This is a genomic window from Pseudomonas peli (assembly GCF_050563605.1).
Classification (GTDB): Bacteria; Pseudomonadota; Gammaproteobacteria; order Pseudomonadales; family Pseudomonadaceae; genus Aquipseudomonas; species Aquipseudomonas peli_A.
Genome location: NZ_JBNXUH010000031.1, coordinates 23,468 through 49,943, shown reverse-complemented (window position 1 = coordinate 49,943; position 26,476 = coordinate 23,468). Strand labels below are relative to the sequence as shown.

22 protein-coding genes are annotated in these 26,476 nt (G+C 62.6%); 9 read left to right on the top strand and 13 right to left on the bottom strand.

What is annotated here, in order from left to right; all coding sequences use genetic code 11:
* The 4 genes from ACQ4LH_RS20500 to ACQ4LH_RS20485 form a co-directional block, all read right to left on the bottom strand.
* A partial coding sequence (locus ACQ4LH_RS20500) for a hypothetical protein (RefSeq protein ID WP_430698887.1) occupies positions 1-233 on the bottom strand: 233 nt, incomplete at its 3' end.
* Between the two features lie 428 nt (positions 234-661).
* Entirely contained in the window at positions 662-2,089 is a 1,428-nt protein-coding gene (locus ACQ4LH_RS20495) for a sigma-54-dependent transcriptional regulator (protein WP_430698886.1), read from the bottom strand.
* A 75-nt stretch (positions 2,090-2,164) separates the two neighbouring features.
* The gene (locus ACQ4LH_RS20490) at positions 2,165-5,119 is read right to left on the bottom strand and encodes a sensor histidine kinase (RefSeq protein WP_430698885.1); all 2,955 of its coding nucleotides are present in this window, start codon (positions 5,117-5,119) and stop codon (positions 2,165-2,167) included.
* A gap of 60 nt (positions 5,120-5,179) precedes the next feature.
* The gene (locus tag ACQ4LH_RS20485; RefSeq protein ID WP_003244646.1) at positions 5,180-5,356 is read right to left on the bottom strand and encodes a hypothetical protein; all 177 of its coding nucleotides are present in this window, start codon (positions 5,354-5,356) and stop codon (positions 5,180-5,182) included.
* Positions 5,357-5,512: 156 nt separating this feature from the next.
* Here ACQ4LH_RS20485 and ACQ4LH_RS20480 point away from each other — a divergent pair, with 156 nt between their 5' ends.
* The 6 genes from ACQ4LH_RS20480 to ACQ4LH_RS20455 all read left to right on the top strand — a co-directional run bounded on the left by ACQ4LH_RS20480 (position 5,513) and on the right by ACQ4LH_RS20455 (position 15,696).
* The gene (locus tag ACQ4LH_RS20480; RefSeq protein WP_430698883.1) at positions 5,513-6,751 is read left to right on the top strand and encodes a parallel beta-helix domain-containing protein; all 1,239 of its coding nucleotides are present in this window, start codon (positions 5,513-5,515) and stop codon (positions 6,749-6,751) included.
* The gene (locus tag ACQ4LH_RS20475) at positions 6,751-7,863 is read left to right on the top strand and encodes an SO2930 family diheme c-type cytochrome (RefSeq protein WP_430698882.1); all 1,113 of its coding nucleotides are present in this window, start codon (positions 6,751-6,753) and stop codon (positions 7,861-7,863) included. The genes ACQ4LH_RS20480 and ACQ4LH_RS20475 overlap by 1 nt, the downstream gene beginning before the upstream one ends.
* A gap of 169 nt (positions 7,864-8,032) precedes the next feature.
* On the top strand, positions 8,033-11,323 hold the full coding sequence (locus ACQ4LH_RS20470; RefSeq protein ID WP_430698880.1) for a DUF2126 domain-containing protein: 3,291 nt from the start codon (positions 8,033-8,035) through the stop codon (positions 11,321-11,323).
* A gap of 74 nt (positions 11,324-11,397) precedes the next feature.
* On the top strand, positions 11,398-13,890 hold the full coding sequence (locus ACQ4LH_RS20465) for a circularly permuted type 2 ATP-grasp protein (protein ID WP_430698879.1): 2,493 nt from the start codon (positions 11,398-11,400) through the stop codon (positions 13,888-13,890).
* The gene (locus ACQ4LH_RS20460; protein WP_430698878.1) at positions 13,887-14,792 is read left to right on the top strand and encodes a transglutaminase family protein; all 906 of its coding nucleotides are present in this window, start codon (positions 13,887-13,889) and stop codon (positions 14,790-14,792) included. The genes ACQ4LH_RS20465 and ACQ4LH_RS20460 overlap by 4 nt, the downstream gene beginning before the upstream one ends.
* A gap of 55 nt (positions 14,793-14,847) precedes the next feature.
* Positions 14,848-15,696, top strand: a complete 849-nt coding sequence (locus tag ACQ4LH_RS20455) for a mechanosensitive ion channel family protein (RefSeq protein ID WP_430698877.1) — start codon at positions 14,848-14,850, stop codon at positions 15,694-15,696.
* A gap of 41 nt (positions 15,697-15,737) precedes the next feature.
* On the opposite strand, the gene ACQ4LH_RS20450 is transcribed toward ACQ4LH_RS20455, so the two are convergent.
* The 7 genes from ACQ4LH_RS20450 to ACQ4LH_RS20420 form a co-directional block, all read right to left on the bottom strand.
* The gene (locus ACQ4LH_RS20450) at positions 15,738-16,694 is read right to left on the bottom strand and encodes a DUF808 domain-containing protein (RefSeq protein WP_430698876.1); all 957 of its coding nucleotides are present in this window, start codon (positions 16,692-16,694) and stop codon (positions 15,738-15,740) included.
* A gap of 863 nt (positions 16,695-17,557) precedes the next feature.
* On the bottom strand, positions 17,558-18,469 hold the full coding sequence (locus ACQ4LH_RS20445) for a glycerophosphodiester phosphodiesterase (protein ID WP_430698875.1): 912 nt from the start codon (positions 18,467-18,469) through the stop codon (positions 17,558-17,560).
* 170 nt (positions 18,470-18,639) lie between these two features.
* Positions 18,640-19,212: a HupE/UreJ family protein gene (locus ACQ4LH_RS20440; protein WP_430698874.1), complete on the bottom strand. Its 573-nt coding sequence runs from the start codon at positions 19,210-19,212 to the stop codon at positions 18,640-18,642.
* A gap of 173 nt (positions 19,213-19,385) precedes the next feature.
* Complete coding sequence (gene ureG, locus ACQ4LH_RS20435) at positions 19,386-20,000, bottom strand: urease accessory protein UreG (protein WP_305594440.1); 615 nt, start codon at positions 19,998-20,000, stop codon at positions 19,386-19,388.
* Positions 20,001-20,019: 19 nt separating this feature from the next.
* On the bottom strand, positions 20,020-20,694 hold the full coding sequence (locus ACQ4LH_RS20430) for an urease accessory protein UreF (protein WP_430698873.1): 675 nt from the start codon (positions 20,692-20,694) through the stop codon (positions 20,020-20,022).
* Positions 20,691-21,191, bottom strand: a complete 501-nt coding sequence (ureE, locus tag ACQ4LH_RS20425) for an urease accessory protein UreE (RefSeq protein WP_430698872.1) — start codon at positions 21,189-21,191, stop codon at positions 20,691-20,693. Before ureE ends, ACQ4LH_RS20430 begins: the two co-directional genes overlap by 4 nt.
* A gap of 164 nt (positions 21,192-21,355) precedes the next feature.
* Complete coding sequence (locus ACQ4LH_RS20420) at positions 21,356-22,018, bottom strand: TetR family transcriptional regulator (RefSeq protein ID WP_269383389.1); 663 nt, start codon at positions 22,016-22,018, stop codon at positions 21,356-21,358.
* Positions 22,019-22,158: 140 nt separating this feature from the next.
* Between ACQ4LH_RS20420 and ACQ4LH_RS20415 the strand changes: the two genes are divergently transcribed.
* Both ACQ4LH_RS20415 and ACQ4LH_RS20410 read left to right on the top strand, forming a co-directional pair.
* Positions 22,159-23,274 (top strand): ferredoxin reductase, encoded by a 1,116-nt coding sequence (locus ACQ4LH_RS20415; protein ID WP_430698871.1) that lies wholly within the window; start codon positions 22,159-22,161, stop codon positions 23,272-23,274.
* Between the two features lie 17 nt (positions 23,275-23,291).
* On the top strand, positions 23,292-24,380 hold the full coding sequence (locus tag ACQ4LH_RS20410; protein WP_430698870.1) for a fatty acid desaturase family protein: 1,089 nt from the start codon (positions 23,292-23,294) through the stop codon (positions 24,378-24,380).
* Here the strand turns inward: ACQ4LH_RS20410 and ACQ4LH_RS20405 are convergent.
* Positions 24,361-25,098, bottom strand: a complete 738-nt coding sequence (locus ACQ4LH_RS20405; protein ID WP_430698869.1) for a class I SAM-dependent methyltransferase — start codon at positions 25,096-25,098, stop codon at positions 24,361-24,363. The genes ACQ4LH_RS20410 and ACQ4LH_RS20405 overlap by 20 nt on opposite strands.
* A gap of 121 nt (positions 25,099-25,219) precedes the next feature.
* Between ACQ4LH_RS20405 and ACQ4LH_RS20400 the strand changes: the two genes are divergently transcribed.
* Positions 25,220-26,110 (top strand): esterase/lipase family protein, encoded by an 891-nt coding sequence (locus ACQ4LH_RS20400; protein ID WP_430698868.1) that lies wholly within the window; start codon positions 25,220-25,222, stop codon positions 26,108-26,110.
* On the opposite strand, the gene ACQ4LH_RS20395 is transcribed toward ACQ4LH_RS20400, so the two are convergent.
* The gene (locus ACQ4LH_RS20395) at positions 26,107-26,433 is read right to left on the bottom strand and encodes a Rieske (2Fe-2S) protein (RefSeq protein WP_430698867.1); all 327 of its coding nucleotides are present in this window, start codon (positions 26,431-26,433) and stop codon (positions 26,107-26,109) included. The genes ACQ4LH_RS20400 and ACQ4LH_RS20395 overlap by 4 nt on opposite strands.
* Positions 26,434-26,476 lie beyond the last annotated feature (43 nt).

Here is a 26,476-nt window from a genome sequence, read left to right as displayed (position 1 = left end):
TAAGAGACAGGGAATGGCGCGGATTCTAGCATTGAGTCGGGGTTTGATGCAGGAAACGGCGGGAGACTGCTGCAGGCGGGGAGTTTGAAGCTACTGGGGGAGCCGAAGCTCCCCCCCAAATTGGTGCGTGCTCTTTTTTTATTATTATGGCGGGCTTGTTGTTTTTGTTGATTTACCCGTTCCATCCAGTCAAGGACTTTTGGAAAACTTCCCAAGCTGGGAATCAAGAGCAAACGGATTTCTTTGGATGCTGACGCTGCCATGATCACACAGTGACCCAACCAGTTCTGGCGCTGCCTTAGGGCAGTTTTATTATTCTCAGCCTGGTTTTGGGGCGAACCCCAAAGGCAATTCCTTTCCAAAAGAATCAGTTAGCTGCGCCTCCGCGTTGTTGTTTTTATTGTGCTGGAGTCGATACGTCTTATTTTTATTAGGTTTGGAGCGTGCTTGTTATTGTTGTTGTGCCAGCAATAAAGCAGAACCCGTGCCAGTTTTTACAAGCCCTTTAAAAACAAGGGGTTGATGGGTTGTGTAAGTGATGGAAGGGTATAAAAAAGCCGGGTTCTCGTTACCATAAGACCCGGCTTTTGTTACTAAGTGTTGAATGGGTAACAGACTGTGGAACCTCTGTCGCACACATCTGTCACCCCGCTGCGACGCTCTAGCCTGCGGTTGCGCCCGAGGATTTGCGCCGTGGAATGCCCAGGCGCTGGCGGCGTTCCCACAAACATTTGCGGCTGATGCCGAGTTTGCGCGCCAGTTCAGTCTCGGTCATGTGGTCCTGGTGTTCCAGTACGAAGTGCTGAAAGTAGTCTTCCAGCGACAGGTCTTCGGTCGGTTCGCTCGGCTCATGGCCCAGGCCGCCGCTTTGCGCGGGCAGGCCGGTGAAGTCGTCTTCCAGGTCATCCAGTTCGATATCGATGCCCAGCAGCTCGGCCGAGATGCTGTTGCCTTCGCAGAGAATCACCGAGCGCTCGATGGCGTTCTCCAGCTCGCGCACGTTACCTGGCCAGGGGTAATGACGAATGGCCTGTTCGGCGTCACTGGCAAAGCTCAGGTCAAGACGGCCCTGACGGGTGCTTTGGCGAATCAGGAAGGCGCGGGCGATTTCGATCACGTCCGCCCCGCGTTCACGCAGTGGCGGCAGTTTCAGGGCGATTACGTGCAGGCGGTAATACAGGTCTTCACGGAACTGGCCGACCTTCGACAGGGTTTTCAGGTCGCGGTGGGTCGCGGCGATCAGGCGCACATCGACCTTCTGTGACTGTACCGAGCCAACCCGGCGAATCTCGCCTTCCTGTAGCACGCGCAGCAGGCGCGCCTGGGCTTCCAGGGGCAGCTCGCCGATTTCATCAAGGAATAGGGTGCCACCGTCAGCTGCTTCGACTAGGCCGGCACGGCCGGCACTGGCGCCGGTAAAGGCGCCTTTCTCGTGGCCGAACAGTTCGGATTCGATCAGCGATTCCGGGATGGCGGCGCAGTTCACCGAAATCAGCGGCGCTTTGGCGCGGCGCGAGAGGTTGTGCAGGGCGCGGGCGACCAGCTCTTTACCGGTACCGGACTCGCCCTGAATCAGTACGTTGGAGTCGGTGGGCGCGACTTTGCGGATCTTGCTGTACATCTCCTGCATGGATGCGCAGGAGCCGATGATGCCGATTTCGCCGTTGCTGTTATCCACCACCTTGTCGGCGCCGGCTTTTGCTGGGCCGGTTGCGGGTGCTGGTGCGCTCTTGGCCTGCTGGTGATCGCGCAGGATGCGCGCCACGGCCTGGAGCATTTCGTCGTGGTCGAAGGGTTTGGCGATGTAGTCCACCGCACCCATCTTCATCGAGTCGACTGCCGAACGCAGACTGGCGTAGCTGGTCATGATCAGCACCGGCGTGCCTTGGCCAAGCTTGATCAGCTCGGTGCCGGGCGCGCCCGGTAGGCGCAGGTCGCTGACGATCAGGTCGAAGCTGGGGATGCTGAAGCGCTCTTGCGCTTCCTGCACCGAGCCGGCTTCGCTGACTTCGTATTGGTTACGTTCCAGCAGGCGACGCAAGGCAGAGCGGATAATGGTTTCGTCTTCGACGATCAAAATATGAGGCATCAATTCGGTCTCTCGACGGTCTCGGGGCATGCCGCTGGGCTAAGGGCCTGGCAGGCACACTCTCTGGTAGCTGGTTTAAGTCGCTAGGGACGTCGCCTCGACATGCCTCGGCAGGCTGACCCTAATGCGGGTGCCGCGTTGAAGCTCGGGGTCGGCCGGGCTGTCGATTGTTATCTGTCCATAATGCTCTTCCACGATCGAATAGACCAGTGCAAGGCCCAGTCCCGTACCTTTGCCCGGGTCCTTGGTGGTGAAGAAAGGTTCGAACAGTCGGTCGATGATCGCCTTGGGAATGCCGCTGCCTTCGTCCTCGACGATCAGGTCGACGGTGTGCTCGAAACGTTCGCTCTTGACCCGGATCGCGCTACCCGGCGGTGAGGCATCGCGGGCGTTGGACAGCAGGTTGATCAACACCTGGGCCAGGCGCTGCGGATCGCCGACCACCCAGTGGTCGGAATCGCAAAGATTGAAAAACTGCACTTCGACGCTGCGTCGGTTGAGCGCCAGCAGGGCGATGGCGTCCTGTGCGACCTGGGCCAGGCAGACTGGTTCTTCGCTGTTCTGGTGGCTGCCGGAATGGGCAAAGCTCATCAGCGACTGGACGATGCGCGAAACACGTTTGGTCTGCTCGATGATCTGTTCGCTGATCTCGGTCAGCTCGCTGTCGCCTTCGCGCTCTTCGCGCAGGTTCTGCGCTAGGCAGGCGATGCCGGTGATCGGGTTGCCGATTTCGTGAGCGACCCCGGCGGCCAGGCGACCAATGGAGGCCAGTCGTTCGGAATGCACCAGCTTGTCTTCAAGCATCTGCGTTTCGGTGAGGTCTTCAACCAGCAGCACCAGGCCGCTGTTGCCGGGGGCCAGGGGCTCGTCGATGGCCGCCTTGTGCAGGTTGAGCCAGCGAGTCTGGCCGTCGAGGGCCAGGCGCTGTTTGTGCAAGTGCTCGTCGGGCAGCTCGATAAAGTTTTGCAGCAGGCCGCGCCAAGGTTCGCCCAGGGTATTCAGGCGCGAGCCGACCACGCGTTGCGCGGGGATTTCGGTGAGTTCTTCCATGGCCTTGTTCCACATCAGGATCTCCTGATCCTTGGCCAGCGAGCAGACGCCCATCGGCAGCTCCTGCAGGGTCTGGCGGTGGTAGCGGCGCAGGGTGTCGAGTTCGGCCGCCAGGCCAGTGAGGCGCGAGTGGTAGTCCTCCAGGCGGTTCTCGATAAAGTGGATGTCTTCGGTAACGTAGGTTTCGCTGCCGGCCTTATAAGGCAGGAAGGTCTCGACGATATCCTGGGCGACACTGGGGCCCATCAGGCCGGAGAGGTTGGCCTCTATGCGGTCACGCAGGCGGCGTAGGGCGTAGGGGCGGCCTTCATCGAACGGCAGGTGCAAATCGCGCAGCGCTTGTTCCACTTCATGTTGGGCGGTCTTGGCGCCCAGGGGTTTGGCCAGTTGCGCGGCAAATTCCTGCGGCGAGGCGGCCAGTAGTTCGCGGCGTTGCGGGCGGCGCACGTTATCCACGGCGCAGGCCTCGGCGGCGCTTTTTTCTTCTGGACTGGCTTCGGTAAACAGCGACACCAGGGTGAATACCAGCACGTTGGCGGCCAGCGAGCCGATGGCCGCCAGGTGCCAGCTGCTGTCATCCAGCACATAGATGACGTTGAACCAGGGCAGGTAGAGACCCTGCAGGTTGCCAAGCATCGGCAACAGCATGCTTACCACCCACATGCCGATCCCCGCCAGCAAGCCGGCAATAAAGCCTTTGCGGTTGGCGGTCGGCCAGTACAGCACCGACAACACGCCGGGGAGGAACTGCAGGGTGGCGACGAAGGCGACGATGCCGAGGTTGGCCAGGTCCTGTTCGGCGCCCAGCAATAAATAGAAGCCGTAACCGGCCATGATCACCAGCAGGATCAGCGCGCGCCGCGTCCACTTCAGCCAGCGGTAGATATTGCCTTCGGACGGCGGCTGGTACAGCGGCAGCACCACATGGTTGAGCACCATGCCCGACAGCGCCAGGGTCGAGACGATGATCAGCCCGCTGGAGGCCGACAGGCCGCCGACATAGGCGATCAACGCCAGGGTCTGGCTATTCACCGCAATACCGACGCCGAGGGTGAAGTATTCCGGGTTGGTGGTGGCGCCCAGCTTGAGGCCAGCCCAGAGAATCAGCGGCACCGCCAGGCTCATTAGCAGCAGGAACAGCGGTAGGCCCCAGCTGGCGCTGACCATGGCGCGCGGGTTGAGGTTTTCGGTAAAAGTCATGTGGTACATGTGCGGCATGACGATGGCTGAGGCGAAGAACACCAGTAGCAGGGTGCGCCACGGACCTTCCTGCAGCGGGGTGTGCAGGCTGGTCAGCGAGGACTGGTTCTGCACCAGCCAGGACTGCAGGTCCTGCGGGCCGTCGAATACGCCGTACAGCGCATACAGACCGATGGCGCTGATCGCCACCAGTTTGACCACCGACTCAAAGGCGATGGCGAACACCAGGCCTTCGTGCTTCTCGCGGGTGGCGATATGCCGGGCGCCGAACAGGATGGTGAATAGGATGATCAGCCCGCAGTAGGCCAACGCTACGCGCTCCTGCACCGGCTCGCGGGTGAGGATGCCGATGGAATCGGCCACCGCCTGAATCTGCAGGGCCAGCAGCGGCAGTACGCCGATCAGCATAAACACCGTGGTCAGCGCGCCGGCCCAGGTGCTGCGAAAACGGAAGGCAAACAGGTCGGCCAGGGATGACAGCTGGTAGGTACGGGTAATGCGCAGAATCGGGTAGAGCAGCACCGGCGCCAGCAGAAACGCCCCGGACACCCCCAGGTAACTGGCGAGGAAGCCATAGCCATACTGGTAGGCTAACCCCACCGTGCCGTAGAAGGCCCAGGCGCTGGCGTATACGCCGAGCGACAGGGTGTAGGTCAGCGGGTGACGAATCACCCAGCGTGGAATCAGGCCGCGTTCACTGATCCAGGCCACGCCGAACAGAATAAGAAGGTAGGCAGCGCTGATCAGAATCAGCTGGCTCAGGCTAAAGCTCGTCAGCATCACGTTGGCTCTGAAGCGAATAAGGGTAAGGAGCGGTCACGTACGTCGTGCCGCAGCAGGTCAGAGCTCATCGGCATCACGCTGACTCTGAAGAATGAAGGTCACGACTATCAGGATCAGCCACAGCAGGTAGGGGCGGTACCAGGCCCCATTGGGGTCGATCCACCAGTCCATGATGGCCGGGGAGAACAGGTAGATCCCCACCACCAGGATCAGCACCAATCGATAGATATACATGCCGCATCTCTTCGCTTAATTGCCGGCGATGGTAACGGATGCGTGACGCTCTGGGCTATTGGTCGGGCGGCATGGGCTGAGTGTGCGCAGGGGTTGGCTTTTTCTGATTAGTTGGTACTATCGTTCCACTTAATAAGAAAAATGCTGGAGATTGCCATGCGCCTCGCCCCGCTTTCCGTGCTTGCCCTGTCCGTGCTGCTTGCTGCCTGCAGCGAAGAACCGGCCCCGGTGGCCGATCTGGACTTCCAGAAAGACCTGCAAACTCAGCTGATCAAGGCCAAGCCCGGCAGCGTGATTGAGATTCCTGCAGGCACCTATCAGCTCGACCGTAGCCTGAGCCTGAAAGTCAGCGGCGTGACCATCAAGGGCGCGGGCATGGACAAGACCATCTTGAGCTTCAAGGGGCAGAAGTCCGGCGCTGAAGGCCTGCTGGTGGATGCCTCGGATTTCACCATTGAAGACATCGCCTTTGAGGACACCCTGGGTGATTCGCTGAAAGTGGTGGGCGGCAAGAACATCATCATCCGCCGCGTGCGCACCGAGTGGACCAACGGCCCGGCCACCGAGAACGGCGCCTACGGCATCTATCCGGTGCAGACCGAGAACACCCTGATCGACGGCGCGGTGGCTATTGGCGCATCGGATGCCGGCATCTATGTCGGCCAGTCGCGCAACGTGGTGGTACGCAACAGCCGCGCGGAGCGCAACGTCGCCGGCATCGAGATCGAAAACACCATCGACGCCGACGTGTATGACAACGTCGCCACCGGCAATACCGGCGGCATTCTGGTGTTCAACATGCCCAACCTGCCGCAGGCCGGCCGGGTGACGCGGGTGTTCCGTAACAAGATCGAAGGCAACAACCACAAGAACTTCGGCCACAAAGGCACACCGGTGGCCAGCGTGCCGGCAGGCTCGGGGGTGGTGATCAACTCCAATGACGATGTTGAGGTGTTCGACAACGATATCGGTGACCACAAGACCGCCAATATCATTATCAGCAGCTACTTCAGCACCGGTTACACCGACCTCTCCACCGCCGAGAACTTCGATCCCTATCCAGAAGGCATCCATATTCACGGCAACCGCTTCGGCCCAGGCGGCGACAGCCCGGATCATCTGGAGCTGAAGGCGCTGAAGGTCAGCCAGTTCGGCTTGAATGGCCGCCTGCCGGACATTCTCTGGGATGGCTACGTCAACCTCGACATCCTGGTGGATGGCAAGCTGCCGGCGGATCGGGCGATCTGCATCAATAACGGCGAGGCGGGGATGATCAACGTCGACGGGCCGAACAACTTCAAGAACATCAGCACCGAAATGGCCGACTACCGCTGCAGCCTGCCCGCGCTGCCGGCAGTCAAACTGGCTTCGGCCGACGCCGGTCAGGGGGCCTGATGCGCAGGCTGCTACTGGGTGTGTTGCTGCTCCTGGCCGGCTGTGAGCAGCAGCCGGCGCCGCTGTACCTGCCGCAAGGTGACAACTACCCGGAAAAGCTCAGCGAGTGGGGCATGCTGCAGCGCGCCGACGGCTTTATCGCACCCATCGCCGAGGCGCTGCCCTACGACCTGAACACCCCGCTGTTTACCGACTACGCGCACAAGTTGCGCAGCGTATGGATGCCGGCGGATACGGCGGCGAGTTATGCCGACGCGCACTTCGATTACCCGGTTGGCACGGTGCTGAGCAAGACCTTCTACTACCCCAAGGACGCCCAGGGCCGCCTGCTGCTTAACGAGCAGGATGACCGCGACCCGCAGCGCGGTCTGGAGCTGGCGCGGGTGCAGTTGATCGAGACGCGCATTCTGCTTAAACAGCAGGACGGCTGGGTCGCGTTGCCCTATGTGTGGGATGAACAGCAACAGGAGGCACATCTGGAATGGGCTGGCGACAGCCGCCAGTTGAGCCTGCTGAATGCCGAGGGCAAGGCTCAGGCGGTGGCCTATCAGGTGCCGGACGCCAACCAGTGCGCCGGTTGCCATGAGGAAACTGCAGGGCAGGGCGTCAACCCGCTGGGGCCGAAGGCGCGCCATCTGAACAAGGATTTTGCCTACGCCGATGGCACGCACAATCAGTTGCAGCACTGGCAGCAGCAGGGCCGTCTACAGGGCGTGCCGGCCGAGTTGCAGGGCGTGCCGCAGAACGCTTTATGGCCGACCCCGCGCAGTGGCGAAAGCCTGGAGCAGCAGGCGCGCAGTTATCTGGATGCCAACTGCAGCCACTGTCACAACCCCAAGGGGCCGGGTCGTACCTCGGGGCTATTGCTCGATCCGGCCACGGCCATCGGCATCAGCTATGGCCTGTGCAAACAGCCGGTGGCTGCGGGTAAAGGATCGGGTGATCGTCTGGTGGATATTCACCCGGGCCAGCCGGATAAGTCGGTGCTGCTGTTTCGTGTGGAAAGCGTCGACCCGAGCATCATGATGCCGGAGCTGGGCCGCTCCGCCGTGCATGCCGAAGGCGTGGACGTACTGCAGCGTTGGATCGCCAGCCTGCAAGGGGACTGTTGAAAAGGCGCGACCTGTTTTCGTGCGCCGCAGCAGGCGTGGGGCATGACCGGCCCTGTTGTGGTGCGTGCCTGTAGCGAGTGAATGCGCCAGGCCGCGCCAGTTCTGGCTTGGGCCACTGGCATAAGTCTTGCGCTGCCTGGTTATCGCCCAGGCTCGCAGGAGGCCCGCTGTGTCGATTCATATCGCCTTGCACCATGTCAGCCACTATCGCTACGACCGCGCGGTCAACCTTGGCCCGCAGGTCGTGCGCCTGCGTCCTGCACCGCACAGCCGTACCCGGGTTCTGTCCTACGCGTTGAAGGTCGAGCCGGGCGAGCACTTTATCAACTGGCAACAGGACCCCCAGGGCAACTACCTGGCGCGCCTGGTGTTCCCGGAAAAGACCCGAGAGCTAAAGATTGAGGTCGATCTGGTCGCCGAAATGGCGGTGTTCAACCCCTTCGATTTCTTCCTCGAGCCCTACGCCGAGAAAATCCCCTTTGCCTACACCGAAGGCGAGCAGCTGGAGCTGGCGCCTTATCTGGTGAAACTGCCGGCGGACAAACTGTTTGCCAAATACCTGGCCAGCATCGAGCTGACGCCTCTGCCGAGCGTGGACTTTCTGGTGGCGCTGAACCAGCGCCTGGCCACCGATATCAGCTACCTGATCCGCCTGGAGCCGGGCGTGCAGACGCCGGAAGAAAGCCTGCAGAAAGGCTCCGGCTCCTGCCGCGACTCGGCCTGGTTGCTGGTGCAGCTGTTTCGCCACCTGGGCCTGGCAGCGCGCTTTGTCTCCGGCTACCTGATTCAGCTCAAGGCCGATATGAAATCCCTCGACGGCCCCTCCGGCACCGAGGTGGATTTCACTGATCTGCATGCCTGGTGCGAGGTTTACCTGCCGGGCGCCGGCTGGATTGGCTTGGACCCCACCAGCGGCCTGTTCGCTGGTGAAGGCCATATTCCGCTGGCCTGCAGCCCCGAGCCATCCTCGGCGGCGCCGATCAGCGGCGGCGTGGATGAGAGCGAGTGCGAGTTCAGTCACGAAATGTGGGTCGAGCGTATCTGGGAAGCGCCACGCGTCAGCAAGCCTTACAGCGAGGCGCAGTGGCAGGCGATTGTCGCGCTCGGGCAGAAGATCGACGGCGACCTGCAGGCCCAGGACGTACGCCTGACCATGGGCGGCGAGCCGACTTTCGTCGCCCTCGATTACCCCGACGATGCGGAATGGAATACCGCCGCCCTGGGGCCGAACAAGCGCCGCCTGGCCACCGACCTGTTCCATCGCCTGCGCGAGCACTATGCGCCGCAAGCGCTGGTGCATTTCGGCCAGGGCAAGTGGTACCCCGGTGAGCAGCTGCCGCGCTGGTCGCTGAATGCCTACTGGCGCCGCGATGGTGAGCCGCTGTGGCACAACCCGGCGCTGTACGCCGACGAGCAACAGGACTACGGCGTCGATGCGGCCAAGGCCGCCGACTTTCTCACCCTGCTCGCCGAGCGCCTGGGTGTGGATGGTAAATACTGCGTGCCGGCCTATGAGGACCGTTTCTATTACCTGTGGCGCGAGCGCAAGCTGCCGATCAACGTCACCGCCGAAGACCCGCGCCTGGCCGACGCGCTGGAGCGTGAGCGCCTGCGCAAGGTGTTCGAACAGGGCCTGGATAAAGTGGTGGGGCATATCCTGCCGTTGGCTCGGCATGCCAAGCAGCTGGGTTGGCAGAGCGGCAGCTGGTTCTTGCGTGACCAGCATTGCCGGCTGATACCGGGCGATTCGGCGATGGGCTACCGTCTGCCGCTGGACTCCCAGCCCTGGGTCAGCGAAGCCGATTACCCCTACGTCACCCCGGAAGACCCCAGCCAGGTGTTCGCCCCGCTACCGGCTGCGGCGCAGATCAAGCCGCAGCTGCGCGGCGTCTGGCCGGGCAGTCAGAACGGTGCGGGCAAGCGTCCGCTGCTCGGCCAGTCGGCTGCCGCTGTGGTGCGCACCGCGCTGTGCGCCGAACCGCGAGAGGGCAAGCTCTATCTGTTTATGCCGCCACTGGTGCGCCTGGAGGATTACCTGGAGCTGGTGGCCGCCATCGAAGCCACCGCCGCCGAGCTGAAATGCCCGGTGCTGCTGGAAGGTTACGAGCCGCCGCTGGACCCGCGCCTGCAGTTCTTCCGGGTGACTCCGGACCCTGGCGTGATTGAGGTGAATATCCACCCGGCCGCCAGTTGGGATGAGCTGGTCGAACGCACCGAGTTTCTCTATGAGCAGGCTCGCGAATGCCGCCTCTCCAGCGAGAAATTTATGATCGATGGCCGCCACACCGGCACCGGTGGCGGCAACCACTTTGTGCTCGGCGGCGCGACGCCGGCGGACTCGCCGTTTCTGCGTCGCCCGGACCTGCTGCGCAGCCTGATCAGCTATTGGCACAACCATCCGTCGCTGTCCTATCTGTTCAGTGGTCTGTTTATCGGCCCGACGTCCCAGGCGCCGCGTATCGATGAAGCGCGTAACGATGCGCTGTACGAGCTGGAAATCGCCTTCGCGCAGATGCCCGAAGTGGGCCGCGACTGCCAGCCCTGGCTGGTCGACCGCCTGCTGCGCAATCTGCTGGTGGATGTGACCGGTAACACCCATCGCTCCGAGTTCTGCATCGACAAGCTTTACTCGCCGGACTCGGCCTCCGGGCGCCTCGGCCTGCTGGAGCTGCGCGCCTTCGAGATGCCGCCCCATGCGCAGATGAGCCTGGCTCAGCAACTGTTGATTCGCGCGCTGATCGCGCGTTTCTGGCGCGAGCCCTACAAGCCGGCGCGGCTGGTGCGCTGGGGCACCGAGCTGCATGACCGCTTTCTGCTGCCGCACTTTATCGAGCAGGATTTTGCTGACGTACTGCAGGAGCTGGATGGCTGCGGCTATCGCCTGCACAGCGAATGGTTTGCCCCGCATTTCGAGTTCCGCTTTCCAAAATCCGGCGATTTCAACGTCAAGGGCATCGAGCTGGAACTGCGTCAGGCCCTGGAGCCCTGGCATGTACTGGGCGAAGAGGGCGGTGGCGGCGGCACGGTGCGTTATGTCGACTCCTCGCTGGAACGCATGCAGGTCAAGCTCAGTGGCCTGCCGAGTGATCGCTATGTGCTGACCTGCAACGGCGTACCGGTGCCGCTAAGGCCTACTGGCAAGGTCGGCGAGTTTGTCGGCGGCGTGCGCTTTCGCGCCTGGCAGCCGGCCAATTGCCTGCACCCGACCATCGAAGTACACGCGCCGCTGGTATTCGACCTGGTGGACAGCTGGATGAGCCGCTCCCTCGGCGGTTGCCAGTATCATGTCGCCCATCCCGGCGGACGCAATTACGACAGCCTGCCGGTAAACGCCTATGAGGCCGAGAGTCGGCGCCTGGCGCGTTTCTTCCGTCTGGGCCACAGCCCAGGCAAACGCCCGGCACTGGCCCCGATCAATAATAATGAAATGCCCATGACCCTGGACCTGCGCCTGACCTAGCCTGGGTCGATTGCAGGAGCCGGCGAGTAGGCTCCTGCATCTGCGCAACACCAGAACCTTTTATCGAGCCTGCCATGCCCGACCTGCTTGCCGACTACCCCCTGACCTCCGGGGCTTACCACGAACTGTTCGACGCCGACGGTAAGGTGCGCCCGCACTGGCGCCTGCTGCTCGAGCGCCTGCAGCGCAGCAGCCCGGCGCAGCTGGCTCAGCGTCAGGCCTTGCTGGCGCGGCAGATTCAGGAAAACGGCGTGACCTACAACGTCTACGCCGACCCCGATGGCGCCGACCGGCCGTGGGAACTGGACCTGCTGCCTAATCTGATTCCGGCGGAAGAATGGCAGCAGATCGCCGCTGGCGTGGCCCAACGTGCCGGTTTGCTGAATGCTGTGCTGGCCGATCTGTATGGCCCGCAGCAGCTGCTGGCCGACGGGCTTCTGCCTGCTGAGCTGGTGTTTGGCCACAACAATTACCTGTGGCCCTGCCAGGGTGTGCAGCCGCCTGGCGGCACCTATCTGCATCTGTATGCGGTGGACCTGGCCCGCGCGCCGGATGGCCGCTGGTGGGTCACCGCCGACCGCACCCAGGCGCCGTCTGGCGCCGGTTATGCCCTGGAAAACCGGCAGATCGTCTCCCGCGCGTTCCCAGAGCTGTACCGTGATCTGCGCGTGCAATACCTGGCCGGCTTCTTCCGCACCCTGCAGGACACCCTGGCGCGTCAGGCCCCGGCCGGCAGTGAAACGCCGCTGGTGGTGCTGCTCACCCCTGGGCGTTTTAACGAGAGCTATTTTGAGCACCTGTACCTGGCACGTCAGCTCGGTTACCCGTTGGTGGAAGGCAGCGACCTCACCGTGCGTGACGCCAAGGTCTATCTAAAAACCCTGGCCGGCCTGCGCCGCGTGCATGCGGTGCTGCGCCGTCTGGATGATGACTTCTGCGACCCGCTGGAACTGCGCACCGACTCGGCCCTCGGCGTGCCTGGCCTGCTCGAAGCGGTGCGCCAGGGCAATGTGCTGGTGGCCAATGCCCTCGGCAGTGGCGTGCTTGAGTCCCCTGGCTTGCCGGGCTTTCTTCCGGCCATCGCGGAAAAATTATTGGGCGAAGAACTGCTGCTGCCGAGCATCGCCAGCTGGTGGTGCGGCGAGCCGCCGGTGCTGGACAAAGCCCTGGAACAGCTCGACGAGCTGCTAGTGCGTGCCAGCTTTCCTTCGCAGAGTTTTGCCCCGGTGTTTGGCCGCGATCTGGATGAGGCGCAGCGTGACGAATTGGCCGAACGCCTCAAGGCGCGGCCTTATGCCTATGTTGCCCAGGCGCTGGCGCAGCTGTCGCAGGCGCCGGTCTGGCAGCAGGAAGAAGGCCAGCTGGCGCCGCGCGCCATCGGCATGCGGGTGTTTGCCGTGGCCAGCGCCGAGGGGTATCGGGTCATGCCCGGTGGCCTGACCCGGGTAGCCGCCGAAGCCGATGCCGAAGTAGTGTCGATGCAGCGTGGCGGTGCCAGCAAGGACACCTGGGTGCTCAGCGAACGGCATGCCGGCGGCGAACCCTGGCAATGGCTGCGCCCGCTGGGCGTGGCCGATCTGGTGCGCAGCGACCCTTATCTGCCTTCGCGGGTGGTGGAAAACCTCTACTGGTTTGGCCGCTACAGCGAACGCTGCGAGGATGGTGCGCGGCTGCTTCGCATCATGCTGGCGCGTTATGTGGATGACGACGATGACCCGCAGGCGCTGCAAACTGCCTTGAGCCTGGCCGAGAGCCTGGGCCTGCTGCCGGATGCCGACAGCGGCGAACTGCAAGCGCGGCTGCTTGAAGCCCTGCTTGGCGAGGACTGGCCGGACAGCCTGCGCGGCAATCTGCAGCGCCTGCAGTGGGTGGCCGGCAGCGTGCGCGGCAAGCTGTCCCAGGCCAACTGGCAGGCCTTGCTGGAGCTGCAGCGCGAGGCCCAGGGGCTGGATGCTGAACAGGCCGACTTTGGCGAACTGCTGGATTTTCTCGACCGCCTGCTGCTATCGCTGGCGGCGCTGTCGGGCTTTGCCCTGGATGATATGACCCGCGATGACGGCTGGCGCTTTCTGATGATCGGTCGCTGCATCGAGCGCCTGCAGTTTCTCTGCGACAGCCTGGCGAACTTCCTCCGTAGCAGCGCGGCTAATGACCAGTCCGCGCTGGAATGGCTGCTGGAGCTGGGCAACAGCAGCATCACCTACCGCACCCGTTACCTGGCCTCGGCGCAGCTGATTCCGGTGCTCGACCTGTTGTTGCTGGATGAGCAGAACCCGCATGCCGTGCTGTTTCAGGTGCGCACCCTGCTGCGCTCGCTGGCTCGCCTGGGCGAGCGTTTCGAGCTGCCCAGCGAGCGCCGGCTGAAGCATCTGGAAGGGCAACTGGCGCGCTTTAGCCTGGCCAGCCTGGAGAATCCGTTGTTCGGCGCGGCCAGCGTGCAGGAGGTGCTCGACGGTCTGTCCGCGCTGCTGGAAAGCATCAGCCAGGCCAGTGCGGAAATCTCCGACCGTCTGGGCCTGCGCTTCTTTGTGCATGTCGACGCCAGCCAGCGGACGCAATCCTCATGAGCAGCGCCTGCTACCAGATACTTCACGACACCCATTACCGCTACGCCAGCCCGGTGTCGCTGGCCCAGCAGCTGGCGCATCTGTGGCCGCGCGCCTGCCCCTGGCAGCGTAATCACAACCAGCAGCTGCTGGTCAGCCCGCAGCCGTGTCAGCGCCAGGATGCTCTGGATGTGTTCGGCAACCCGCTGACTCGCCTGGTATTCGAGCGCCCGCATGACGAACTTAAGGTCAGCGCGCGCTTGCAGGTCGAGGTGCTGGCGCGGCCGACGCTGGATCTGCAGGCGTCGCCGCCCTGGGAAGAGGCCTGCACGGCGCTGCGCTATAGCGGTCAGGAACTGCTGCCCGGCGTGCTGGAGGCCACGCGCTTTCGTTTCGAGTCGCCCTATGTGCACCTCAAGCAGGTGTTTGCCGCCTACGCGGCGGATTGCTTCAGCCCCGGCCGGCCGCTGCTGGCGGCAGTAGATGGGCTGATGCAGAAGATTTTCAGCGAGTTCAGCTTCGATGCCGCCGCCACCCAGGTGGCCACGCCGCTGCTGCAGGTGCTGGAGGAGCGCCGCGGTGTGTGCCAGGACTTCGCCCACCTGATGCTTGCCTGCCTGCGCTCCATGGGCCTTTCGGCGCGTTATATCAGCGGCTACCTGCTGACTCAGCCGCCACCCGGCCAGCCCCGCTTGATCGGCGCCGATGCCTCGCATGCCTGGGTGTCGGTGTTCTGCCCGCAGCAGGGTTGGGTGGATTTCGACCCGACCAACAATATTCGCCCGGCGCTGGAACATATCACCCTGGCCTGGGGCCGCGACTTTGCCGATGTCTCACCGCTGCGTGGGGTGATTCTCGGCGGCGGCAGCCATGACCCCGAGGTACAGGTGACGGTGCTGCCGATCCCCGCGATAGAGGGGTAGCAGTTATGTAAGGCCGTGCTAGCGTTTTCTGGTGAACACTCACTGGAGCTGCGCCATGGAAGAAACCAATCTGATCAATCTCGGCACCGAGAAAGTTGCCGATCTCTACAACCTGGTCGCGCAGTACGGCGCGGCGTTTGCCATCAAGATTCTCTCGGCGATTGCCTTCTGGGTGATCGGCCGCTGGCTGATCGGCTTTGCCGTCGGCATGGTGCAGCGCGCATTGGGCCAGCAGCGGGTCGACCCGACGGTGCTGCGCTATGTCGGCAACTTTATCTCGGTGACCCTCAACATCATCCTGGTCATCGGTATTCTCGGCTACTTCGGTGTGCAGACCACCAGCCTGGCGGCGTTGATTGCGGCGGTCGGCCTGGCCATCGGTATGGCCTGGTCGGGGCTGTTGGCCAACCTCGCGGCCGGCGGTTTTATCATCGTGCTGCGGCCGTTCAAGGTCGGCGACTTTATCAGCGCTGGCGGCGTGGTCGGCACCGTTACCGAGATCGGCCTGTTCGTCACGGCGATCAACACCCCGGACAACGTGATGACCCTGGTGGGTAACAACAAGATCTTCTCCGACAACATCCAGAACTTCAGCCACAACGCGTTTCGCCGGGTCGATCTGCAGGCGCAGCTGTCCAGCGCGGCGGACTACAAAGCCGCTGCGGCGCTGCTCAAGGAGCGTATCGGCGGTATTGCCAACGTGCTCAAGGAGCCGGCGGTGGATGTGGAAATTATCGAGTTCAATCTGGTCGGGCCGGTGCTGGCGGTGCGCCCGTATTGCCACACCGACCATTACTGGCAGGTGTATTTCGATAGCAACAAGATGATCAAGGATGCCCTCGGCGAAGGCGGCTTCCCGGCGCCGATGCCGGCGCAGACGGTGATCATGCAGCAGGCGGGGTAACAGAGGAGGCCGGCCGCCAGGGGATGGCGGCCGGCGCTGGATCAGGCTTGCGCCTTGCTCGGTTTCACGGCTTTCCAAACGCGAGTGGCCAGGCTGACCAGCAGCAGGGCAACGGCACCGGCAATGATTCCGGCGATGGCATTCAGCAGCGTTGGCAGCAAGGCCGCGAGCAGGCCGCTGCTGGCCGCCACGCTCTGCGTCAACTGGTCGATCCACATCTGCGCGGCATGTACGCCGTGGGTGAGGATGCCGCCGCCGACCATAAACATCGCTGCGGTGCCGAGAATCGACAGGGTTTTCATCATGTACGGCGCGGTAAACAGGATGCCGCGACCGATGCTGCGTTGCAGGCGACCGCCTAGGCCTTCACCGCCACGCTGGTTGAGGTAGAGGCCGGCGTCGTCCAGCTTGACGATACCCGCTACCAGGCCATAAACCCCGACGGTCATCAGCAGGGCGATACCCGAGAGCACCGCCACCTGCTTGCCGAAACTGGCCAGCGCCACGGTGCCGAGGGTAATGGCGATGATTTCCGCCGAGAGGATAAAGTCGGTGCGGATCGCGCCTTTGATCTTGTCCTTCTCGAACGCCAGCATGTCCACTTCAGGGTCGGCCACGGCGTGCAGCAGTTCCGCATGCTGCGCCTGGTCCTCGGCTTTGCTGTGGAGGAACTTGTGCGCGAGCTTCTCGAAGCCCTCGTAGCAGAGGAACGCGCCGCCGAACATCAGCAGTGGCGTTACCGCCCAGGGCGCAAAGGCGCTGATCAGCAGGGCGGCGGGCACCAGAATCAGTTTGTTCTTGAACGAACCCTTGGCCACTGCCCAGACCACCGGCAGCTCACGTTCGGCGCGTACGCCGCTGACCTGCTGGGCATTCAGCGCCAGGTCGTCGCCGAGTACCCCGGCAGTTTTCTTGGCGGCGACTTTGGTCATTACCGCCACATCGTCAAGAACGGCGGCAATATCATCGAGCAGGGTTAACAGGCTAGCGCCGGCCATGGGTCGGATTCCTTTCTACGGTTTCTGGGGCGAATCACCCGGCATAACTGCAGGCAGAACTGCAGGTGATATGGCGCAGATTTATACGTGAGTCAGCACGCATCAGCCATAGGCGGCAAACCCAGGTTTGCCGCAGTGCACGAAAAAACCGGCGGTGCAGCTCAGTCGCTGCTATTGCCACAGGCTCCGCTGGCGCCACTGGCATAGGCGGCAAGCAGGCTGCGTAACAGGTCATTGAGGGGCATGGGCGTATCTCCTGGGTGGGTAGAGTGACGTTACGCCTGTGCTCTGCGGCTGGGCTGTTGATTGTCTCGATAGGGGTCATAGCCGGAAGCCGCTTCGGGGTTATGCACAGCCCTTGCGGCAGCGCGCGGTTAGTTGTGCACAAAGACTGTGGAGCGAACTGTGGATAAGGTGAGTGTAGGCGCTTGCAGGCTTAGTCGTGTGGCTGCTTGCGGCCTTTGTACGCTTTTTGATCAGGCTGTTATTTATTGTAGAAACAACAGGTTAGCCTGGTTATTCAGGTCGTTATGGGGTAGCGCTAAAGTTGTCCACGACTACTGTGGGTAGAGCTGTTGATAACTCTGGTATGCCTGGCTGTGAGGCTGATAAAGCCTGGTTTTGCGCTCTTTGATCGATTTTTAAGCAGCTTGCCGAGGTCTCGAAATACGTCATTTCCGCTCTGCTGAGTCAAGCAATAATCGCGTTATTTCAAGGGTTTGCCGCAGTGCTGCGGCGTACGGTGGATAACTTATCCCAGGTTGCTGTGGAGCGATCTGTGGATAAGCTGCGCACGCTTGCGTTCAGGCCACAGCGGGCGCGGCCTGAACGCGGTAGGTTGTTTTTTATACAGAGTGGGGCGTTTAGTCTTCGAGGGCGCTGATTTGTGTCGAACGTCCGAGCACCTGCAGGGCGCGGTCCGGGTAGTCGGTGATCAGCGCATGGGCGCCTTGGTCGAGCAGGCGGCGCATGTCCGGCTGTTCGTTGATGGTCCACAGCTGCACGTTCAGCCCGCGTTGTGCGGCGGTCTTGAGCAGGCTAGGGCTGGCGACTGGCAGGCCGCCGTGGGCTTCGGGAATCTGCAGCGCCTGGTAGGACGGCGACAGCAGGCTGCCCAGACCGACCCAGTTGAGCGCCACCAGCAGGCGCACCGAGCCAGGCCCGGCGGAGGTTGCAACGCCTGGGCACTGTTCGCGGAACAGTTGCAGGCTGCGGTCATAGAAGCTGCCGACAATCACCCGATCGCGTTGCTGGTACGCCTCAAGGGCATCACACAGCAGCGCTTCCATGCCGACATCCGGCACCTTGATTTCAATCACCTTGGGGGTATCGGGAAAGCTGTCGAGCACCTCGGCAAAGCGTGGGATGCGAATGCCCTGGCCACGGTAGGGGTAGCTCTGACCGCCATCGGCGCTCCAGCGGTAACCGGCGTCCAGTGCTTGCAGCTTTTCCAGGCTGAGCGCGGCGACCGGGCCTTCGCCATTGGTGGTGCGGTCCAGGGTGCTGTCGTGGATCACCACCAGCTCACCATCACTGGATAGGTGCAGGTCCATCTCCAGCATGTCCACGCCCAGGGCGCTGGCGCGCTGGAAGGCAAACAGGCTGTTCTCCGGCCACAGGCCCTTGCCGCCGCGGTGGGCGATAACCAGCGGTTGTTCGGCAAAGCTGCTGAGCACCGCCGCCGGTTGGGCCGGTTTGCTGGTCAGGGCCAGTACGCCGAGGGCGATGGCAAGCAACAGCAGTGGAACAGAGAGAAAGCGGGCAACGCGCAGCATGGTCAGGGTCCAGAGCAGTCAATGGGGAGGGGGTTTAATACGCCTCGACTATGACAAAGCCATGGCGGCTGAGCGAGAGGCGAAATGCGCCAGCCTAGCGACCTTTGCGGTCAGGGGAGGCTGGCGTGGCGGATGTGGATGGACGTTGGCCGTCCACCCGAGCCAGCAACTCAGCCTGCCAGCAGCCAGGCGCCGGTTACTGCCGAGGCGGCGCCGAGTACGCGCACCACCGGTGCAGCGGCCTGAGGCAGCAGACGCACCAGGGCGTAGCCGCTGGCGTGCAGGGCAGCGGTGGCAACCACAAAACCTGCGGCATAGCCCCATGGGCTGGCCAGTTCCGGCAGTTCCAAACCGTGGGCGACGCCGTGGGTCAGGGCGAACAGCGCGGTCAGGGCGATGGAGATAACCATTGGCAGGCGAATGGCTACTGCCACCAGCAGACCGAAAGCCAGCACCGAGGCGGCGATGCCGGTTTCCATCAGCGGAATCTGCAGGCCGTTAAACCCGAGCAGGCCGCCGATCAACATAGTGCCAACAAAGGTCAGCGGCAGCGCCCAGCGTGCCGCGCCGGATTGCTGCGCAGCCCACAGGCCAACCGCGAGCATCGCCAGCAGGTGATCGAGGCCGAATACCGGGTGCGCCAGGCCGGCCATTAGCCCGGAGTGGTCGTGGCCGGCGTGGGCGAAGGCCACAGCGGGGCTGAGAAACAGGGCGATGGCGAACAGGGTTTTACGCAGGTTCATGGGGGGTCTCCTTGACTGAATGGGTTGTACTTAGAACCTGTTTACGATCTCGCGAGCTAGAGCCAGTCAAGGCAAAAACAGCCGAGGAAGCGGAGTTTACGAGCTGTAAATGAGCATTCCGAGGTTGTTTTTAACGCCGAATGGCCGACGCGCAGCAGATCGTAAGCAGGTTCTCAGGCTGCGGTGAGCATTCCGTGTTGTTCTATAAAGGCGATGATCTGTTCCAGACCCTGGCCGATCTTCTGGTTGCTGAAGACGAATGGCTTGTCGCCGCGCATCTTCAGGGTGTCGCGTTCCATCACTTCCAGCGATGCGCCGACCAGTGGAGCCAGGTCGACCTTGTTGATCACCAGCAGGTCGGACTTGCAGATGCCCGGGCCGCCTTTGCGCGGCAGCTTGTCGCCGGCCGACACGTCGATCACGTAGATGGTCAGGTCCGACAGCTCAGGGCTGAAGGTGGCCGAGAGGTTGTCGCCGCCGGATTCGACGATGATCAGGTCCAGCCCCGGAAAGCGTCGGTTGAGCTGGTCGACCGCTTCCAGGTTGATCGAGGCGTCTTCGCGTATCGCTGTGTGCGGGCAACCGCCGGTTTCCACGCCGATGATCCGCTCCGGCGCCAGGGCTTCGTTGCGCACCAGAAACTGCGCGTCTTCCTGGGTGTAGATATCGTTGGTCACCACCGCCAGGTTGTAGCGCTCGCGCAGGGCCAGGCACAGGGCCAGAGTCAGGGCGGTCTTGCCGGAGCCGACCGGGCCACCGATGCCGATACGCAGGGGTTGGCTGTTCATGGTTGAGTCTTCCTTATCATCAAGAACGGAATAAACGGCTGTACTGGCGCTCGTGCGCCATGCTCGCCAGGGCCAGACCAAAGGCGGCGCTGCCCCAGTGTTGTGGTTGCAGTTCACTGGCTTGGCGCTGGGCCTGATCGAGCAGCGGCAGCAGTTGCGAGGTCAGCCGCTGGGCGGCTTGCTGGCCCAGCGGCAGGGTTTTCATCAGCACCGCCAGCTGGTTTTCCAGCCAGCCCCAGAGCCAGGCGGCGAGGGCATCCTGCGGCTCGATCTGCCAGGCCCGCGCGGCCAGCGCCCAGCCAACGGCCAGGCCGGGTTCGTCCAGCTCACTAAACAGCTGCTGCGCCGGCTGATCCAGCTCGGGCAGGCCGCTCAGCAGTTGCTGCAGGGAGTAACCCATCTGCCGGCTTTCCAGGCGCAGTTCGCGGGTTTCGCGGCTGGCCCGTTGCTGTTCGGCCAAGTGACGTAGCTGAGCCCAGTCCTCGTTGGCAGCAGCCTGGCAATGGGCGAGCAGCAGCGGTGCCTCGAAGCGCGCGAGATTGAGCAGCAGCTGATCGGCAATCCAGCACTGAGCACTGTCCGCGTTATCGACTAAGCCCTGCTCGACGGCCATTTCCAGGCCCTGGGAATAGCTATAACCGCCAATCGGCAGCTGCGGGCTGGCGAGCCGGAGTAGCTGCCAGGCTTTATTCACTTGCGTGCACCAAACTGATGCAAGCGCGGTGCATAGCTGAATTCGGCATCGCCGGCATGCGAGTGGTGATGGCCACCGCCGTAAGCGCCTTGCTCGGGTTGGTAGGGCGCTTCGATCAGCTGCACCGTCGCGCCGAGCTGTTCGAGCATGGCCTTGAGCACATAGTCATCCGGCAGGCGCAGCCAGCCATCGCCGAGTTGCAGGGCCACGTGACGATTACCCAGGTGGTAGGCGGCGCGCATCAACTCGAAGGGGTTGGCGCAGGTGACGTGCAGCAGCGGCTCGGCGCGGGCGATGACGCGTACGATGCGGCCGTCTTCGGCTTGCAGGCATTCGCCGTCGTGCAGTGCGGGTTGGCCGCGTTCGAGAAACAGGCCGACATCCTCGCCCGTGCGGCTGAAACAGCGCAGGCGGCTTTTGCTACGGGCCTCGAAGCTCAGTTCGAGTTCGGCGTCCCAGTGCGGCTGGGCGGCAATACGGCGGTGAATCACCAACATGGGGCAGTTTCCGGCAGGTCAATGCCGGTTATAGAGCAAGTGCCTTGCCAAGCTGCCATTGCGCCACGCAGAGCGGGGCGCGTGGGTGTTGGTGTGGCTGAAATTGGAGCGAGATGGGGTTTTGTTTGGTGCGTGTGCCAGGTCTGTGCTCGCTTTTGGTGCGGCTAGTCGCGGGTCTGGCCCAGACCCTGCCAATGCTTGGCACCGATAAAAATAAAGCGCAGCTGCTCGATCATCTTCACCTCGGGCGAGGCGTGCATCGGCAGGGGCGCTGCGGGTGGGTCGATCAGCTCGGGCAGGGTGGCGAATACGGTTTTCACCACCAGGTCGGCGATCACGTTCTGCGCAGGAGCATCGAAGTGCTGCAGCTTCGGCATGGCCGCCAGATCCGCCACCAGGTCGGCGGTGATGCGTTCGCGCAGTGCGCCCACGGCCTGGCGTACCAGCAGCGAGCCGCCGTACTGCTCGCGGGCGAGAAACAGAAATTGCGAGCGGTTGGCCGCCACGGCGTCGAGGAAGATGCGCACCGAGGCGTCGATCACGCCGCCCACTTCGAACTCGTGGTGGCGTACCTGGCGAATGGTTTCGCGGAAGGTTTCCCCGACCTCGGCAATCAGCGCCAGGCCCAGGGCGTCCATATCCTCGAAATGCCGGTAGAAGCCGGTCGGCACGATGCCGGCGCAGCGCGCCACCTCGCGCAGGCTCAGGCTGCCAAAGCCACGGCCGCTGTCCATCAGGCTGCGCGCCGCGTCCATCAGGGCGTGGCGGGTTTGCAGTTTTTGTTCGGCGCGCGGTTGTAGTGGTTTCAAGCGTGCATGGCTCTGCATTGCGAAATCAGCGCCGCACTCTAACAAATGGTCGTTGTTTACGTCGAACCGCGGTTACTCATCCGCATTTGAGTGAACGAGTGTTGACTGAATAAGCATGCTCTGCCAATCTGGTGAACAATTGTTCACTGGAGTCTGCCATGGCCCTTCTTCCTTTTGCCTGGGTGCGCGGGCTTGCAAGCCTGCTCTCTCCGCTGCGCGTGCTGGTCGCTCATGGCTGGTTGCGGGAAAGCGATGTTGATGCCGGGTTAGCGCTGTTGCATCCGGCGCTGCGGCTGAATCGCGCATTTGCCCGGATAACCCAGCGTCAGTGGGTTGCCGATGACATGCTCGAATTGACCCTACAGGCCAACGGCAACTGGCGCGGCGCGCAGCCGGGGCAGCATCTGCAGCTGTATCTCGAGCGTGATGGCGTACGCCTGAGCCGCAGTTACAGCCTGACTGCGGTGCAGCCGAATGGCCGCCTGCAGATCGCGATCAAGCATCAGGCCGCTGGCCGCGTCTCGCCCTACCTGCTGGAGCATCTGGCGGTCGGCGATGTGCTGGAGTTGGGCCCTGTGTATGGCGAGCTGAGTTGGCCCGAGGCGCAACAGGGCGTGTTGCTGCTCGCCGCTGGCAGTGGCATCACGCCGCTGCTGGGCATGCTGCGCGCCGCTCTGGCTCAGGGCTTTAGCGCGCCGATCACGCTGCTGCATTACGTGCGTGAGCAGGGCCAGCGCGGTTTTGTCGCCGAGCTGCAGGCCTTGCAGGCGCAGCACAGCAATCTGCAGGTGCGCTGGTCACTGACCGCTGCCGGGGTTGAGTCGGGAGTCCTGACTGGGCGTTTTGCTGGCGAGCATCTGGCCGAGGTCACGCAGTTGGACCAGCGCCGCGTGCTGGCCTGTGGCCCGGCAGGGTTTGTCGCCCAGGTGCAGCAGTGGTGGCAGGCCGCCAGATTGCCCGGTGCGCTGCAGGTTGAGGCCTTCACTGCGCCTGTGCTGCGCGCCGACGTCAGCCTGCGTCAGGTGCGCCTGGGGTTTGCCCGCAGCCATCAGCAGGCGACTGCCAATAATCAGCACAGCCTGCTGGAACAGGCCGAGTCCCATGGACTGCAGCCGGTGCATGGCTGTCGCCAGGGTATCTGCGCCAGCTGCACCTGCACCTTGCTTAGCGGCACGGTGCGCGATTTGCGCAGCGGCGTGTTGTTCAGCGAGCCGGGTCAGCCGATCCGCTTGTGTGTCAGCGCGCCGCACACCGATGTCGAGATTGATCTTTAACTTGCGAGGGAATCCCCATGCGTCGTGATCGCGAACTTTCCACGGATGAAATGAACGCTTTCGGCAACGAGCTGGACGCTCTGCGCCAACGTACCCTGGCCGATCTGGGCGAGGCGGATGCACGCTATATCCGCCGTATTCGCGCGGCGGTGCGCTGCTGTTGCTGGAGCGGACGGGGGTTATTGATGCTCGGTTGGTTTCCGCCGACCTGGCTGCTCGGCACGCTGCTGCTGGGCCTGGGAAAGATTCTGGAGAATATGGAGCTGGGCCATAACGTCATGCACGGCCAGTACGACTGGATGAATGACCCCGAGTTTGCCGGGCGCAGCTATGAGTGGGATATCGCCGGGCCCAGTGATTTCTGGCGGCACACCCATAACCACGTGCACCACACCTGGACCAATGTGCTGGGTATGGACGATGACGTCGGTTATGGCGTGGTGCGGCTGTTTCCTGAGCAGCGCTGGAAGCCGTTCTACCGTTGGCAGCCGCTGTGGGTAACGATTCAGGCAGTGCTGTTCCAGTACTCGATCGCGGTGCAGCACCTGCGCCTGGACAAGGTCTACAAGGGCCGAATGAGCAAGGACGAGGTGCGCCCGCTGATCAAGCAGTTCAACGCCAAGATCCTGCGTCAGTGGGGCAAGGATTACCTGTTTTTCCCGTTGCTGGCGCTGCTGATCGGGGCCAATGCCCTGGCGGTGTTGGCCGGTAATGTGTTGGCCAACCTGATCCGTAATCTGTGGACCTTCACGGTGATCTTCTGCGGCCACTTTACCGAGCAGGCAGCGGTGTTCAGCAAGGAGTCGGTGGTCGGCGAGAGCCGGGGTCACTGGTACCTGCGTCAGCTACGCGGCTCCAGCAACCTGAATGGCGGGCCGCTGTTCCATATCCTCACCGGCAACCTTAGCCACCAGATCGAACACCACTTGTTCCCAGACCTGCCGGCGCGGCGTTATGCGGCGTTGGCGGTGGAAGTGCGCGAGATCGCCGAGCGTTACGGTCAGGTCTATAACAACGGCAGCTTGTGGAGCCAATTCGCGACAGTGCTTAAGCGGATCTGGATCTACCGCCGGCGCCCTGCCGAGGCTATGCCGGCTGGCGTGTAAACACGCAAGTCATATACCGGTTGCTAAAGCCATAGCGCAGCATCGAATACAGCCGGCTGAACAGGTACAACGGGCGTTTGCGGTAATACAGCAGCACCGCATTGCCGACCCCTTCGCTGCGGTGCAGTTTCTGTTGATCGGCCTGTTTCGAGAATAAACCTTTGAACTGCCACCACTGAATCTGTTCCAAGTGCTGGCTGGCATGCAGCCCTTGCTGGCGGAACAGTGCATAAAAGCTGCGTTTGCTGAAGTCATGCAGGTGGTGCGGGTTACCGTCGAGGGTCGGGGTGATTGGTACTGACGCGATGACCTTGCCGCCTCCGGCCAATAAGCGTGCATAGTTGGCCAGCAGCACGTGCGGGCGCGGCAGGTGCTCGATGGTTTCCAGGCTGACGATGCAATCAAAGCCCTGCTCGCTGCTGAACTGTTCGGCATCGGCACATTCATAACGCAGGTTGGGTAGGTGGTAATGCTCGCGGGCGTAGGCGATGGCCGCCGGGTCAATGTCCACGCCGGTGACCTGCATGTGCGGGTTGCGCTCGGCCAGCAGGGCTGTTCCGTAGCCGCAGCCGCAGGCCATATCCAGCACGCGCTGGCCGCTGAGGTGCAGGGCTGCGAACTCATAGCGTTGCATATGAATCTGCAGGCTGGCCTGGTCATCCGGGTTAAGCGGGTTGAGATCCTTCGGGTAAATCCGTTCGATGGTATGCATGGTCATGGCAGCGCAAAGAGAAGCCGGGACTATATGTCAGGCGGCCCACTTTTCCCACGAGCGGCATTGGCATGCTTCGTGGTTCTGCACTTTCTTTCTCGGCGGTATGACACAAGGATGGTTTGCAATGTCGACATCTTCTGCACCCCGTTATCCCCTGGTACTGGTGCCAGGTTTACTGGGCTTTATCAGCCTGCTCGGTTATCCCTACTGGTATGGCATCGTCACGGCGCTGCGCCGCATCGGTGCAAAAGTCTTCCCGGTGCTGGTGTCTTCGGTGCACTCCACCGAGGTGCGCGGCGAGCAACTGCTGCTGCGCATCGCCGATGTGCTGCAGGAGACCGGTGCAGAAAAGGTCCATCTGATCGGTCACAGCCAGGGCGCCCTGACGGCGCGCTATGCAGCTGCGCTAAAGCCCGAATGGGTGGCATCCGTCACCTCGGTGGCTGGGCCTAACCATGGTTCGGAACTGGCGAATTTTCTCAAACGCAAAGCCCCGCACGGCAGCTGGCGCGAGCGTCTGTTGGCGCGTCTGCTGCGTGGCGTAGCGCGTTGCATGGCCTGGTTGGAGCGCGGCTACAAAGGTGAGCCACTGCCGATGGATGTGGCAGCAGCGCAGCAATCGCTGACCAGCGACGGCGTGGCAGCCTTTAATGTGCAGTATCCGCAGGGCCTGCCTGAAGTCTGGGGCGGTGAGGGCGCAGCCGAAGTCAACGGCGTGCGTTACTACTCCTGGTCCGGCACCATTCAGCCGGGTATCACCGATAAAGGCGGTAACCGCTTCGACGGGCCGAATGTCGCCTGCCGGATGTTTGCCAAAACCTTTCAGCGTGAGGTTGGGCAGTGCGATGGCATGGTCGGGCGCTACAGCTCACACCTGGGCACGGTGATTGGTGATCAGTACCCGATGGATCACTTCGATATCATCAATCAGACCTTCGGCCTGGTCGGCAAAGGCGCCGAGCCGGTAAAACTGTTTGTTGAGCATGCGCAACGGCTGCAGGCTGCAGGCCTTTAGAGTTCGTTTAGCTCGACCCAGATACCCTGATCATCCTCGCGGATGGCAAGTTCTTGCAGCGATTGTCCGGCGCAGGGGCCGGCTACGCATTCGCCGGACTCGATCAGAAATAGCGCGCCGTGGGTGGCGCATTGGATCAGGCTGGCGCTGTGATCGAGAAACTGGTCGGGCAGCCATTCCAGCGGGATGCCACGGTGCGGGCAGCGATTGCGATAGGCATACAGCTGGCCGTCCTTGCGCACGGCAAACAGCTTCTCTCCCGCTATCTCAAAGCCCCGGCTCTGGCCTTCGGCCAACTCATCCGGTGCACATAAACGCAACATAGGAACCTCCCCGACAGGCCGGCATTATGCCGCCCTGGCGTGG